The 15505-nt window shown below is 54.9% G+C and carries 9 protein-coding genes; 6 read left to right on the top strand and 3 right to left on the bottom strand.

What is annotated here, in order from left to right; genetic code table 11:
• The first annotated feature begins 1311 nt into the window (after positions 1–1311).
• Positions 1312–2193 carry a hypothetical protein gene (locus RBH33_RS10890; protein WP_306732219.1) on the top strand — a complete coding sequence of 294 codons (882 nt, stop codon included), beginning with the start codon at positions 1312–1314 and terminating at the stop codon, positions 2191–2193.
• On the opposite strand, the gene RBH33_RS10885 is transcribed toward RBH33_RS10890, so the two are convergent.
• On the bottom strand, positions 2190–3002 hold the full coding sequence (locus RBH33_RS10885; RefSeq protein WP_306732218.1) for a DODA-type extradiol aromatic ring-opening family dioxygenase: 813 nt from the start codon (positions 3000–3002) through the stop codon (positions 2190–2192). The two genes, RBH33_RS10890 and RBH33_RS10885, sit on opposite strands and share 4 nt — an antisense overlap.
• 207 nt (positions 3003–3209) lie before the next feature.
• Between RBH33_RS10885 and RBH33_RS10880 the strand changes: the two genes are divergently transcribed.
• The 5 genes from RBH33_RS10880 to RBH33_RS10860 all read left to right on the top strand — a co-directional run bounded on the left by RBH33_RS10880 (position 3210) and on the right by RBH33_RS10860 (position 9862).
• Entirely contained in the window at positions 3210–3761 is a 552-nt protein-coding gene (locus tag RBH33_RS10880) for a dihydrofolate reductase family protein (RefSeq protein WP_306732217.1), read from the top strand.
• 480 nt (positions 3762–4241) lie between these two features.
• Positions 4242–6152, top strand: coding sequence for an alpha amylase C-terminal domain-containing protein (locus RBH33_RS10875; protein ID WP_306732216.1), 1911 nt, complete (start codon positions 4242–4244; stop codon positions 6150–6152).
• 211 nt (positions 6153–6363) lie between these two features.
• Entirely contained in the window at positions 6364–7023 is a 660-nt protein-coding gene (locus RBH33_RS10870; protein WP_306732215.1) for a hypothetical protein, read from the top strand.
• Between the two features lie 386 nt (positions 7024–7409).
• Positions 7410–8921: a phospholipase D family protein gene (locus RBH33_RS10865; RefSeq protein WP_306732214.1), complete on the top strand. Its 1512-nt coding sequence runs from the start codon at positions 7410–7412 to the stop codon at positions 8919–8921.
• A 371-nt stretch (positions 8922–9292) separates the two neighbouring features.
• Positions 9293–9862, top strand: a complete 570-nt coding sequence (locus RBH33_RS10860; RefSeq protein WP_306732213.1) for a hypothetical protein — start codon at positions 9293–9295, stop codon at positions 9860–9862.
• On the opposite strand, the gene lpxD is transcribed toward RBH33_RS10860, so the two are convergent.
• Together lpxD and RBH33_RS10850 are read right to left on the bottom strand one after the other, a co-directional pair.
• The gene (gene lpxD / locus RBH33_RS10855; protein ID WP_306732212.1) at positions 9828–10949 is read right to left on the bottom strand and encodes a UDP-3-O-(3-hydroxymyristoyl)glucosamine N-acyltransferase; all 1122 of its coding nucleotides are present in this window, start codon (positions 10947–10949) and stop codon (positions 9828–9830) included. The genes RBH33_RS10860 and lpxD overlap by 35 nt on opposite strands.
• A gap of 258 nt (positions 10950–11207) precedes the next feature.
• Positions 11208–14771: a S41 family peptidase gene (locus RBH33_RS10850; RefSeq protein WP_306732211.1), complete on the bottom strand. Its 3564-nt coding sequence runs from the start codon at positions 14769–14771 to the stop codon at positions 11208–11210.
• Positions 14772–15505 lie beyond the last annotated feature (734 nt).

Genomic DNA, 15505 nt, shown 5'->3' with positions numbered 1-15505 from the left:
GAGTGAAACTGCGCCTATGCCGTGATATAAAGATTTACTTCGCCAAAACAGACGGGCAGGCGTTGGGTGGTCCCTAGGATATATCGCCTGATTTCGTAGATTTAATTATTACAAGGCAGAAAAGTGCGCCTAATAGTTCTGATCGTATTCATATTGATTTCAAACTCTGTGTTTTCTGAGAGTGACTCTTATATCAATGGCTTAAGCGTCAATTCAGATCTATCAGAAATCATCGAAGTCTTAGGGGCGCCGTTGGAGTCGAAGGAAGCATTCGATTGGTTCGACTATGTTCACCGGTACGATCGGTTTGAGATTTACGCATTTAGTGATGGGACACTAGTCGGTGGCGCGTCTGACAAGGATGGTGTATGTATAGGAATTGATGTTTGTGTAGGTGAAGAATTTTCTACTGACTCTCTTGAAAGAGCACCGTCATATATTGCGCATCGCTATTCCCACACTTTTGAAAAGAGGTGGTGCCCCTATTACGTCAATGTACTAGAGGGCAAAGTAGTTAGAGTGGCTGTATTATGCCGACCTGACTAGCCATGCAACAAGCGCCAGAACCCAGCCCATCTCGGGCTTCGAAAAAATATTTCACTCGCGCTCATTATTTGCCGGTGTACAAAATGTTTAGATGATGGAGGTCGAGGTGAGGATGCAAGTCAGAGTACTCGTGCAAGCGCTCAGAGCGGCGGGGGAAGCCTACACAGCTGATCTGGCTGAGGATTCCACTAAATCGGAAGATGGACTTAGTGCCTTCCTCGTTTCGAACGAACTTTGGGGTGGTGCCGGCTCTATCGCAGATCAGGCTGGTATTTCTAGCTCAGTCAAGCAACGGAAAGAAATCGAGTATGCGCTAGTTCGTCTAGGCGAGGCTCAAATAGAGTGTGGCATTACTAACCCCAGAACTGCTACATGGGTGGGTGCATTTAAGAGCTTGCACAATGAGCACATCTAACCTGTAGTGGCCAATTTTACTTGACCACTACAACCTGCCACTCAACCGTATGATAGAAACAGAGATTCTTGACGGCCTACCCGTTGAAGTTAGCGGCCGTTTTTTTAAGACTGAGGACGGATTAGGGCTCGAAGTAAAATCCATTAGAGAATTGGAGCCTGGCGAAACCATTCACAACCCAGAGTATCCTAGCATTTGGGGTGAATTCCAAGATTCGATAAACAAGTAAGATGGGCAAGAAAAGAGTATTGACTTAGGAGATTAGAATGGAAGCTTTATCGTACTCTATTCCACGAAATTCTCAGCATATTTTTACAGCTCTCCTCCAGACTCGAGAAGAAAACTTCTTGGTGCGAACAATCAAAATTGTTCTTTTTTCGCTCCTATGTGCAATATCAATCGCCACTTGGGCCGAAGAGGAAAACCGTACGGCCGCCAGCCAAGACTATTTCGACTACACCAGCGTTCTCCGCATACTGGTATACACCACTGACGGGACCCAGTCCTCGGGGCTGACGAAACCATTGTCGTCGGACCCGATGATGATGCGCGCGAGCGGGCGTCAATTCTACGAGCTGATCATGCCCTATATGGCGGAGGCGGTGGAAATGGTTATACCGATTCCGGAAGATCCTGTGTATGTGGTGGATCTGTTGGCGAGTGACCGCTTCAAGCGGTTGTACCTCGGCCCTGGGTGGATCAATGATGGTAAGGAGATCGCCTTTATTAGTGATGAGCATTGGAACTCTATCGTTCAGATTCTCGAGTCGCGGCTCGAGCGAGGCATTTCTTCCGTATCTACGGCTGATATTGAACGTAAGTTCGAGAACATGGATCGAAGCCAACCCGTAACGGCGGAACAGGAAAAACGGTCCATACACGAAGCGATCGAGGAAATGGGGGCATCAAGCGCGGATAGTGAAACAGCGCAGGACAGTGCCCGCTCTACGGACCCCCTGCCCCAGCTAGACACTAGGGACGATGGAGAGCAGCCAGTACGCCAGGAAACTGTGAGCTCCATCGCTACCGAGCATCAGAATTCGAGTGCACCGAATCGTGTAGCCCGTATGACAAGTCTTAATGGCGAAATGCCTGCGAGCAACGTGCCCGAGGCGAGTCCTACCCCTTATCATCAAGAAGCTGACCGCCCAACTTACGCTCTTTTATTCGGCGCTTTTTTGGTTTTGCTTTTGGTTGCGGGCGCTATACGCTTGAGTTTTAAGCGTCGCTAATTGGCGCCAGCCTGCCAATAAAACATACCCGCTTTTTTGCCTAGTACCCGCACAGACTCATGCCAATCAGCGGGCCGTTCGGCCAACCCGTAACACACATGCAGTGGCAGCAGGTGTTCTTCGCGTGGGTGGCAGTAACGGGCCTCGGGGGCGCTGGCCCATTGCCGCAGGCGTTCGGCGCGCTCGGGCTCGCTCAGTTCGGGCGCGGTGCAGGTGTGCGTTAGCCATGTTTCAAACGCGTGGTTGCGCGCTTCGGTTTCCGGTGTAACAGGCGCGAAGAAGGCGCTCATATTGTGAAAGGAAAAGCCCGAGCCAATCACCAGAAGGTTGTCCCAATCCAGCGCTTGCAGCGCCTTTCCCATCGCTAGATGAGCATCAGGGTCCAACGACTTGACCAGCGATAATTGAACGCAGGGAATATCCGCCTCCGGATACATCAACTTGAGGGGCACAAACAACCCGTGGTCAAACCCGCGCTTGGGATCTTGTGCCGCTTCCAATCCCGCTTGGGTTAAGGCGTGATACACACGGTCAGCCAGTACTGGAGAACCCGGGCATGGGTACTGAATTTCGTAGGACTCGGGCGGAAAGCCGTTATAGTCATAAATCAGTGATGGCTGCTCCCCACTGGTGACCGTTGGCACGGATGCTTCCCAATGGGCGCTGATTACCACAATGGCCGAGGGTCGCCGTAGGCGCCCGGCGATGGCGGTTAAGTGCGCAACCAGCTCTTGGTGGTCCGGGTCGCCCAGCAGTGGCAGAGGCCCACCACCGTGGGAGATGTAAAGGATGTCGGGTTTTGTCGTCATGGCACTGCTCCACATGAACGCTAGTGCCCATCATAGACGAGCCCGCGGATCAAAAGCCAATGACATTAGTGGCTGAGCAGAGGACTGACACGCCGCGGGTGAGTCAGGTGTACCTGTTCATCCACCGGAGAGTTGTCATGTGTCGAAAACGGAGCGAGTCAATCGACCACATTAGAAACTGACCTTTAATTTAACGGGAGCTGGATAATGGCACACGTGATTCATTCGATAAACACTACCGCGAGCGGCTTATGTCACCACCTGGATAGCATCATCGATGACGCCCACCATCAATACGCCATTGATTTGGCGCGATCCGCTGATGCTTTAGTTTTAGGTCGGAACACGTTCGATCTGTTTATGGAGTTTTGGCCCAACGCTGCAACCAGAAGTGATTTGCCCGAGATGACAGCAGCCCTAGCCAATGCGCTCAATACGGTGCCCAAGCTTGTGATCTCCAGCAGGCCGATTGAATTAACCTGGAATAACACAAATCATGTACGCGGACCTGACCTTGAACCACTTAAAAATGAGCTAACGAAGTTGGCGGGTACCGTCGTAATTTTTGGCAGCCCCAGGCTCGCCACTAGTTTGCTGAATGAAGGGCTAATTAATGAAATTCATATCCTGACTCAACCTTTTATCGGTACTGAAGGGCCCCAAGCGTATCGTGGATTAAAAAAGCGAGCAGAACTAGACCTCATAGGCACAACGCAGTTTCCGACCGGCTCAGTGTTGTTGCGTTACAACGTGACTTAGTTCAGTGGCCGACTACCCTGTCCGAACACACCATGGCTTAACGGCCAGAATAGCATGCCCTACCGCGAACCATCAGTCGATGTTACAAAACGTGCTTGTCAACCAACCAGTACTCAGATTTTAGGGCTGGTTGGCTTGCATACGTATTCACCGCGTTTGACCACTTCGTGCATACGTATTCATCTTGCGACTCAACCAGCGTAGTACTCCAATGGGGGTTCAGCGACGCTCTACAACAATAATCAGTCGTTGCGGTGTTTCCAGCTTCCGATTTCCCATGTTGTACGGATGCTGAGGAGGAGGTCCCAATAACAACGGTGCCCACAGGGCGCATAACCTCAAACACGCAGACATCACATGGGTGACTCTATGAATACAATCACAAGTAATTCCGTTACGCCATTCTTTCGGTGGCTCGGAAGTCTTTTATTTCTTCTTTTGATCAGTGTGAACGCGCAGGCCCATTCAGGAAGCACTTTCGTGCATCTGTTCGAGTGGCGTTGGACGGATATCGCCACGGAGTGTGAACAACACCTTGGGCCCAAGGGCTTTGCGGCGGTGCAGGTATCGCCACCGCAAGAGCATATTCAAGGGGATACGTGGTGGACCCGCTATCAGCCGGTTAGCTTGAATATCGATAATAGCCGTAGCGGTACACGTGCCGAGTTTATTGATATGGTGAACCGCTGCGACGCCGTGGGCGTTGACATCTACGCGGACGCGGTGATCAACCACATGGCCGCTGGTAGCGGTGTCGGCACCAACGGCAGCTCCTATTCGGCGGGTACCAGTTACCCAGAGTTTTCCAGCTGGGATTTCCATAACGAGTGCGAAATTACTCCCGAAGATTATGGCACCAACGCCTGGGCAGTAAGAAACTGCCGGCTCGTGGGCTTGCCAGATTTGGCCACCGGTTCGGAGTATGTTCGCTCAACCATGGCGGCCTACCTGAACGATTTAATCAGTATAGGTGTAAAAGGGTTTCGCATTGATGCCTCCAAGCACATGACGCCCGAGGACATTCACGCTGTGATCAGTCGCTTGAATGGCAATCCGTACATCTTCCAGGAAGTCATTGATTTGGGTGGCGAAGCCGTAAGCGCTGGCGAGTATTTGTGGGTGGGTGATGTCACCGAGTTTAAGTACAGCGGGGAGCTGGGGAACCAGTTTAATCACGGCCAATTGAGAAACCTGCAAAGCTTTGGCGAGAACTGGGGCTTTATGGGCAGTGGTTCGGCCGTGGTGTTCACTGATAACCATGACAATCAACGCGGCCATGGTGCGGGTGGCGAGAACGTTCTCACCTATAAGGACGGCCAGCTTTATGACTTGGCGAATGTGTACATGCTCGCTTGGCCCTACGGTTACCCGAAAGTGATGTCCAGCTATGCCTTTACCGATACCGAGGTCGGCCCTCCGAGTTCTTCAGTGCACGGTGGCCAGGGTGTGAACTGCTTCGGTTCCGATTGGCAGTGTGAGCATCGGTGGCGCCCCATTGCCAACATGGTGGAGTTTCGCCAACAAACTGCTGGTGCCACTCAGGTAACCAACTGGTGGGATAATGGAAACAATCAAATTGCGTTCGGTCGTGGCAACCAAGGCTTTGTGGTGATCAACCGTGAAGGCGGCAACTTGACCCGTACGTTTGGCACCAGCATGCCCGAGGGCGAGTACTGCAATGTGATTGATGGCGATTTCAGTAACGGTGAGTGCACGGGCGAGACGGTGTATGTTGATAACAACGGTCAGCTGAATGTGAGTGTACCGGGTATGACTGCTTTGGCGATCCATCAAGGCGCCATGGTTGAAGGCGGCTCTACCAATCCGGGCTTCCTTTGGGACAACGCCTATTTCCGTGGTACGCCCAATGGCTGGGGCACCACGCCCTTGACGGCCAATACGGACAGCGGCCTGTGGGAGACGGTGCAAACCTTTGGCAGCGACAACCCGAGGTTCAAAATTTCACGGGAGCAAAATTGGGAAGAAGCCTACCCCACTCAGGATTTCCCGATTGAAGACGGCCCGGGCGATTACCTGATCACGTTTAACGATGACAGCAAAGCCATTACCGCCACAAAACTCTCTGGCGGAACCACAATCGCGGCGTCGAATATCTGCTACGACAACGCCGCAAATTTCAGTAATCCGCACATCTATTACTGGAACCCTGCACCGTCGGGCAGTCTTGACAGTGTTGGCTGGCCGGGCGTGCCTATGAGTCAGGTGGGTGATTATGTATGTTTCGACCCGCAGACACAGTTAGACAGCCTAAATATCGTGTTCAACGACAACGGCGGCAGCCAAACCAGCGATTTAACCTATACAGGCGCTGGCTGCTACCAAGGAAACCAGTGGGTCACCCTGGAACAATGTGGGTTTACCGTTCATTAAGTTGATCAACCCCCTCTAAACTGGTGCACAGTTATTCTGTGCACCAGTCCCTCATCTGCCCCTTTAACCCTGCTTCGCTAAAATCCCACACGCCAGCCTTCCAGCTCGTGAAGTTACGGCTCTGCCGTGATATAAAGATTCAATTGAATGGAGTAAAAGACGTGGTCGCTAGCGAGCACCATACGGTGATTCTTTTCGTTGCGGGGGCATCATGAATAAAACCGAATCCAACGCTAACTGGAAGGCGGGTTATTGGTCAGCCATTCTTTGCGCCGCCTTCAGTCTTTTGTACATCGTGCTTCAGCTGGCGGAGTGGCTTGGCCTTTTAGGTTCAGCGGGAGGCCCAGAAAGCGCGAGCACGCCGTTGGGCGTGATACTTTTACTTACACCGTCGTTACTTCTCGCACCCAGCTTTATCGTTTTGATCGTAGCGGTTCACTGCTTGATCCCTGAAAGCCGCCGGGTCTGGGGATTAGCTGGGATCGCGTTTTCAGCAGTTTACGCGGCACTGATCGGTATCGTGTACTACGTACAACTTAGTTTTGTGGTGCCGCGCATGCTGCAAGGCAGGACGGACGATATCGAACTTCTTCTCTTTACTCCATTTGACTCGTTTTTGTACTCAGTGGATTTGCTCGGATACAGCTTCATGAGTTTGGCGGCTTTGTCTGCTGCGCTTGGACTGGCAGGTTTGGACAACACCCGTACTGCCCGGTGGTTTTTGCTGGCGACCGGGCTATTGCTGCCCTTTTTGCTGTTCCAAATCTACTTCAACCAACTAATCTACATAGCAGCCCTTTGGGCGATAACCTTCCCTGGTGCCGCCATCGCCCTGGCCATGGTTTTTAAGCGGAAAATCATACACTCCTGAGACTTAACTGCCTGAATGAGAAAGTTAGGATGAATTGGAAAACAATACTATTGGCTGCTTTTGGCGCCACACTGGGTACTGTTGGGGCGAATGGGTATTTTAACGGTTTGGACCTTGTGTTGACGCTAGTGGTTGGACTTGCATCCTTGCTGGGTGCGGTATTCCTGGGATGTATCAGTACCTTGGGAAGGCGCGGAACAGACGATAGGTAATACCTAAAACGCCTAGGGCCCAGGATCATCTGACCATGGAAACTTTGCGCCCTTAAAGGCTTTTGTGCCATATTTACCCAGATCTGACCGTTAAGTGCGGTGTATTGACGCGGAGATATGTGGCTACTAACAGCGAAGAGCGCGATGCGGCGTTTTAGGTTTCTGAGTGCGCTGATGTGTCTATGCAGCGGTTTGCTGGGATGCGCCCTGCCCGCTTTGGACGAGCGGCCAGAATCGTTCGCGCTGGATAGTGACCTGGCGCGGGACACGCACCTGGGGCGCGTGGTCTCTCCCTTGGTGGATGCCCACCCGAATACCAGCGGTATTCACCCTTTACAGCGCCCTATTGATGCCTTTGCGGCGCGCGGGCTATTGGCGCACTTGGCCGAGCGAACGCTGGATGTTCAGTACTACCATTGGAACAATGACCTTACCGGCACCCTGTTACTAGAAGCACTACACGCCGCAGCGGAACGGGGCGTGCGGGTACGCCTGTTATTGGATGACGTGGGCACACGCGGGCTGGAAGCCGAGCTGGCAGCTTTGAATGCGCATCCGAACCTTGAGGTTCGGCTTTTTAACCCCTTCCCCATGCGTCGGGCCAAATGGTTCGGGCTCTTGACGGACTTCCCCCGCCTGAACCGGCGTATGCACAATAAATCCTTCACGGCGGATAACCAAGTGGCGATTGTTGGTGGCCGTAATGTTGGCGACGCTTACTTTGGCGCGGCGGGTGTGCTCTATTCAGATTTGGACGTGCTGACTATCGGCCCCATCGTGGAGGAAATCTCCCGGGATTTTGACCGCTACTGGAGCAGCGAATCCGCCCACGTGGCCGAGCAAGTACTACGACCAATACCACCGGACCGGGAGAATCGTTTTGCCTCCGGCTCGTTTCTTATCGAACAGGAAGCGGGGGCAGCGAAGTACATGAGCAAGGTGGGACAATCGGCACTGATTGGTGATCTGCTCTATGGTCAACTGCCCTTTGAGTGGGCAAAAACGCGTATTCTCAGTGACGACCCGGCCAAGGCTTTGGGGTTAGCCGATAAAGAAGCGCTGCTGATCCATCAGTTGGAAGACATCAAGGGCGAGCCTCAAGGCAGCGTAACCTTGGTTTCGCCCTACTTCGTACCCACTGCCGCCAGTGCCAAGGTGTTCAGTGATATGGCCCGGCGCGGTGTGGATGTGCGGATTCTCACCAACTCGTCCGACGCCACACCCGTGCCGCCCGTTCATGCCGGTTATGCGCGGCGACGGCGGCAGTTGTTGGAAGCCGGCGTAAAACTGTACGAGCTGCGCAGCCTGATACCCGCCGTGACGCCGGACGACGATTACGTACCCTTTGCCGCACCCAGCTCCGCCTTGCACGCCAAAGTGTTTTCAGTGGACGACAAGCGCGTGTACATCGGCTCGTTTAATTTTGATCCGCGCTCGGAGAATTTGAACACGGAGGTCGGGCTGGTCATTGAAAGTCCTACGTTGGCACGACAAATCAGTACCGCTTTTGACACCAGCGTTCGGGCCAACGCCCATGAAGTCCGATTAAAAAAAGACGGCCGTATGTACTGGGTTAAGTTTGTAGACGACGAAGCCCACCATTCTTACACCGAACCCTATGCCGGCTTCTGGCGCCGCCGGGGCATTTTCTTGATGGGCATTCTTCCCATTGAGTGGTTGCTGTAAAGCCAGCCCTTCCCGCCATAGTTCAACTTCCGCGTACGCCTGTTGTCGACAACAGTTAATGCTGTCGTTTCGGGGCTCCACGTCATTCCCGCAGGCAAGAAAAACGAAGGACGGAGAAATCGCTGATATGGATCCCCGCGTGCGCGGGGATGACGAATGAGCGCTGGGATGACGATTGAGAGCGGGGATAAGGATTCGTGTCACCATACCATCGTCATTCCCGCGAAAGCGGGAATCCATGACAGACGGTAAAACGCGGATCCCCGCGTGCGCGGGGATGACGAGTAATGGAGGTGGATGCAAAAGGGAGGTTTGAGTTGTTGGATGCACGTACGGAACCCAAACGATCCTGGATCAGTAGGCGACTTGGCGTGTGTGTATTATTTGCCCTTGGTTTGGGTACTGGCTCCCCCGCGGTGGCCGATGGCGAGTGGTACTTGTCCGCTTATTGGGCAAAGAATTCACCCGATCGGTTGTTGGACATATTGCAGACGTCGATTCCAGAATTGCGCAGTACCTATTTGAACGCCGTCGCGGTGAATTACGCCTACGCGGAGGGCCGACTTATTCGCTGGGAACTGGAAGGGCAACTGGTGCGGCATTACGGGATGCAGGACCACTGGGAAACGAACGCTCTGGTGGTGGCGCGCTGGATGCATTTTCCGTGGGACCACATTCTGGATACGCGGGTGGCCTACGGCGGTGGTTTGTCCTATGCGTTGGAGGTGCCGTACATTGAGCCGCGCAGTGAACCCGAGCGGGAAGACTCGACGCGGCTGCTGCATTACTTATTACTCGAAGTAGAAGTTACCCTACCTGAAGCCGAACGCTGGAGCGCGTTTGCGCGTATTCACCATCGCTCGGGCGTGTTTGGTCTGTTTGACGGTGTGCGTGGCGGCTCCAACTTTATCGGTGTGGGCGTGCGCTATCAGTGGAAATAGCTCGCCCATCACCGCGGTGAACCGGCTCGGCGGATGCGCCTTGATTCTGCCCATCTTTTAAGTCCTGAATCTCACGCTCGAGCATTTTCATGCGGCGAAACATATCATCCAACTTGGGAAAACGTGCCGCGTTCCGGCGCCACTGTTGCACAGGTTGCACCGGCAGTGGCGATGAGTAGACCCCCGCCTCGCGAATGTTCCCCGTTACCGCCGACATACCCATCAGGGTGGTGTTGTCGGCAATTTCAATGTGTCCGGTAATCACGGCGGCCCCGCCAATGGTGCAGTTTTTGCCAATGGTGGTACTGCCCGCGACGACGGTACAACCGGCGATGATGGTGCCTTCACAAATACGCGTGTTGTGACCGATGTGCACCAGGTTGTCCAGCTTCACGCCGTTTTCAATCACGGTGTCTTCCTGAGTACCCCGGTCAATGGTGGTGTTCGCGCCGATTTCCACATCGTCGCCCACAAGCACGCGACCAATTTGCGGGACTTTACGCCAACCTTCCGGGCCGGGTGCAAATCCAAAACCGTCCGCACCAATGACCACGCCGGGGTGTAACACGGCTCGGGCGCCCACGATGCATTCCCGCTCGATGGTCACGCCGTTGCCAAACCAGCACTGAGGCCCGACTTGGGCCCCAGCGCCAATAAAACCGCCCGCACCTATTTCAGAGTTTTCACCAATGCGCGCGCCAGCTTCAACCACCGCATGTGCTCCGATGCTGACGTTTTGTCCCAGCACGGCCTGTTCCGAGACGACGGCCGTTGGATGAATGCCCGGCTCGGCCCAGTGGCGCGGATGCAGGCGATCGGCGATTTTGGCGTAGGCGTAATAGGGGTTGTCCACCACCAGAGCGGGTACCGGGCAATTTTCCGCGTGCTCGGCTTTTAGAATAACGGCTCCGGCTTTGGTGTTAGCCAAGTCGTTTCGATAACGGGGATCGGAAAAAAAGCTGATGCTGTCGGTCGTGGCTTTGTTCAGCGGGGCGACTTTTCGGATCAAACCCTGCCCCTCTCCTGTCACTTCTGCATCCACAAACTTGGCCAGTTCAGACAAGCTGATACCGTCGGGTGTCGTCATCATCCTTTCCTCGCACCTTCTCCAAAAGAACGCAGTCGGCGTTCAGCGGTGATTACTTTTAGGGGGCTTTAGTATACAGCGGAAGGCTTAGAGAACGCGTCGAAAAAAACGTTAGAAATTGTAAACGTGTGATGCGTTACGCCTTGAATATTTTTTTTGAATTCTTTCGCGACAAAATGTGGAAGAAAACGACTGCGCAAAAAAAGCCCGGTTGAGGCCGTAAGCTTCAACCGGGTTGTTAATGGGTTTCAATACACTTTATTGTTGTCCGTCGATGCGCTTAAGCATATCTCTTACGGCGGCTTCCAGTTGACGGTCACGGTCGGAGACTTCATCTTCCGGCGTTTGCTGGATGACGATGTCCGGCATGGCGCCGTTGTGTTCCATGTCCGTGCCGTCGGGCATGTACCAGCCACGGAAAGGACGGCGTACGGTGGCTCCGTCCAGTAGTGTGTGACTACCCGTGGAAATCACACCACCATAAGTCTGTTGACCAATGAGTGTGCCGCGCCCTACGGATTTAAAGGCGTGGGCGAGTATTTCCGCGTTGGAGTAGCTCTTCTCATTACTCAGCATATTGATGGCCATGGTGTAGCGCGGCGCATCCAACCGATCTTGCGGGTAGTGACCAGTCCTGGACGGATCGGCCCCTGCGGGTACGGTGTAGGCGTGCTCCGGTGCGGTAATGGAAGTAAGAATACGGTCCGTGGTGTGACCGCCACCGTTATTGCGCACGTCGATGATCAAGCCCTCTTTACCCATGGCGGCCGCGTAGAGGTCGCCTTGGAATTCTTCCAGAGATGCCTGGTTCATGGCTTGGATGTGCAGGTAGCCCAGTCGCCCACCGGAGAGCTCTTCCACTCGTCGGCGGCTTTGCTCACGGAAGTCGTCGTACTTCAGGCGTACCAAAGCGCTGTAATCAATGGGCATCAGCAGCGCGTGGTTTTCCATATTGCGGCCGCGATGCTCCCGTTCAAAGGTGACAATGACTTCCTGACCGGTGCGGCCTCTCAGCCGATGCAACAGAGTGTCAGTCCGGGTAAAAGGCTGCATATCGATTTCGGTGATGAGATCACCCACTTCCAGCCGAATCGGACCACGCGTGGCCGGCCCGCCCGGTAGCACCGCGGTCACTCGGTAGGCGGCTCGATCGCCATTGAGGTACACATGCTCATAATCAATACCCAGGCGGCCCGAGGGCTCACGCAACGCCGAGGCGGGCCCCGGGTTAGTCACGCCCATATGGGATGCGGCCAGCTCACCCATAAGGCGGTTGGAGATGTCGCTGAATTCACTGGCGGTGCGGGCGCGGCGAATCAGAGATTCATAATCCTTCACCACCGCTGGCCAATCCAAACCTTTCATGTCGGATAGGTAAAAGCTCTCGCCGATCATTCGCGCCGCTTCATTGAATTTTTGCAGGGATTCCTGACGCAGGTCGATGCGAATGCGATCCGTGATGTCCGGGCGGCGGTGGCTGCCGCCAGACAAGTTCGCCACGCCTACCCGGCCGCCGGCTACGTAGACGATCCGCTCACCCCGAATGTCCAGGTGCTGCATGTTCACGGTGGGCCCAAGGCGCTGGCGGTTTTCACCGTTCCAGTTCATCACCATCAAACCTTCACCGCTGGAGTTGAATACGTAGCGATCCCCGCCCGGCGTCATTTCATTGCCAAACTGGTGCGTGGGCGCTGAGGTGACGCGCTGCACGCGCCGCCAGGCATTTTCCAGATCCAGGCCATCGATAACGGACTCAGAACTGCTGCGACCACGTTTGAGCCTAGCCGCTGCTACCGGCAGAGGTCGGATTTTCCCGGCGTCATTGCGTGCGTCTCTATAGTAAGTGGTCAGCTCGCGTGGGGTGTAGTTCTCGATCTCGTGGTCCAGATAGATCCGATAGATGTCGTAGCTATCTGCAGAGCGATTGGATATGAACGTGAGTATGCGCCCGTCCGCCGACCAACGGGGGTTGATGTCGTTGCGCGGGTGACGAGTTACATTCACGGCATCACGGGAACCATCAGCGGGCACAATGAAAATATTGGCGCTAAAGTTCATGTCGTTTTGGGAATAGGCAATGTACTGGCTATCCGGAGACCAGCGCCAATGGATGCCGGTGTCCCAGCCCTCCACCAGGGTTTTTTCTTTACCGGTGCGTAAATCCTTCAGTACCAAGTTACCCAGGCCCCGGCGGAATGCCAGTGTCTGGCCGTCTGGCGATACTAAAGCGTTGCGGTCATTGTGGTGCGTTCGGACGACCGGCTCTACCGTGAAGCGTACGGCATCGTGCCACCGGCTAGGGTCTTTGTCGGCGGGCCGGTCTTCAGCGGGCTCGGTGTCCAAATCTTCCTCGGGGATGGTTTCCGGCTCCACGGGCAGATCCAGGGTGACACCCGGGTCGAAAGGCGCGGGTTCCGGCTCTGGTTCGGGCTCCACGGGGCCGTGGGGCAAGCCCGGGTCTACGGGGCCAAAGGGATCTTCAGGTTCGCCGCCTCGCCCGCCGGGCACCAGGGTCGGCTCATCCGGGTCGCTAAGCTCAATCAGTGGCAGTTCAGTCGTCGCTGAAGCAACGGCACTGACTTCCACTTCCACACGCCGAGCGGCGGGCCGCCCCTCGGTGCCGCTGCGAATTTCATCCCGCGTCAGCGCCACTCGGGCCTGATAGATGGAATCAGTGCCGTCGGAGTCATTGGTAAAGAACAGGCGCAAGCCATCCGGAGACCAGCTCAGGTGTTGGTGACGGGCATGGCTGTCGGGGGTGACGGCTCGGGTGGGGCTGTGATCATCCAGGTGGCGCACGTACACGCGCCCATAGGCAATGTAGGCCATAACCTTGCCGTCAGGGCTGAGCGCGGCTTCGGTCACATCCCGGTCAATGCGGCGCAAAGTGTAGTCGTCACGGCCATCTTCGCTGGCGCGGATGGTCAGGGCCACCGGCTCAGCGTTGGGATCGGTCAGATCCAGGGTATATAGGGTGTCCCACACATGCACCACGGCGGTGCGGCCGTCATGAGATACGTCGAAATGCTGAATATCCCGGCCGTCAAAGTGGGTAAGACGCTCGGCTACGCGCTCGTCGGAATCGACATTGAGGCGGTAGAGGTTAATGGTGTCCAGCTCGCGGTCGGACATGAAGATGAGGGTTTGGTCGTCCTGCCACTGGGCACTGCCATCGTCCCCTTCCCATTCGGTCAGGGCTTCGAAGCTCTTCGCTTGGCGGTCATACAGCCACACATTCATGGCGTCAGGGCCGCGGTAGTGGCGCCGGCCCCAGTCGTGATAGTAACCACCGCGGGTAAACACCACGCGGCGGCCGTCCGGGGAGACTTTTGGCTCGGAACCAAACGCGTCGTGTACGCGCCGGGGCTCGCCGCCTTCCTGGCTAATGGCGTAAGGGCGCTGTTCGCGAAACACGTCCGCTTCCAGCGCGCCGGAAAAGACGATGCCCATACGGCCATTCTCGTCCAGGCCATAAGCCGGGTGGCGAATGAAACGGTCGCTGTAGGTCAGCTGGGAGACACTGGAGCCGCTGCGATGGAGGCGCCACAAGTTCATGTAGCCATCACGCATGGAGGTAAAGGTGATCCACTGGCCGTCTGGACTCCAGGTGGAGTGCATATCGTCCAAATTGTGCCGCGTCAGTCGCGTCGCTTGGCCACCCTGGGCAGACACCCGCCACAAGTCACCACCCCAGGAGAAGACGACTTCCGAACCATCGGGACTGATGGACGGGAAACGAGGCAGTTCTACCAAGTCATTACCCGCCGCAGCGGGCAAGGCCAACGCTACCCAGATCAGGGCGATGGCAGCCAGGGCAAACATTCCCCTCACCCACCGGGAGGAGCCTAAGCCCTCCGAGCTACGATTTTCGATGTGTGACAGACATGAAGAACGATTGCCGCACCGGTCGCCTGCACCCGATGACTGAAGTTTCATACAATACATAGAATAAAAGGTAGCAAAAGAGACTGGACCCATCCAATAAAAATGAATGTGTAATGTGATGACGCTTCTGATGGACATTGTGCCATTTGCAAGGTTCAACCTTTGAACCGAAACTGTGACTCAGCTAACAGCCGATTCCCATGCCACTTTGACTCCGTTTTCATTACCCACGACGTGCAACTCAGCACACCCTTGTCCCGATGCCAGAGTTCATGGGGAGCAGGCATTTTTTGCGTTTTTTTTCTTTCGAGTTTCTTTCGATGAACAACTTTGTACTTTTGTAACCCCACGCCTTGAGTCATTCGTCATCCCCGCAAAAGCGCTGTTCGAAATAAATTGTTGAGTCGACTTCTCTGTAAGCAAGTCCTCGGGTCGCGCAGGGGGAATGTTCAGCAAACGTCGTAAACCTCGTCCCTACGCGCTCCCGGCGCTTCGGGACACTCCTCACTTCCCTGTGAGTCGTCCATGGGACTGCCTCACCGGAGCGCCGGCCGAAAGGTCCCTCTTTTGAGGCTTGCTGAACATTCCCCCTGCACGCCCCTCCTATCCCCGAGCTATGTAGTTCTTACGAAATGTATTCCCTGCAGCTGCAGATACCATTTGAGTTGGCG

Source organism: Marinimicrobium hydrolyticum, assembly GCF_030848505.1.
Classification (GTDB): Bacteria; Pseudomonadota; Gammaproteobacteria; order Pseudomonadales; family Cellvibrionaceae; genus JAVDDU01.
Note: the sequence above shows the minus strand (reverse complement) of the source record. Positions and strands in the feature narration are given on the sequence as shown.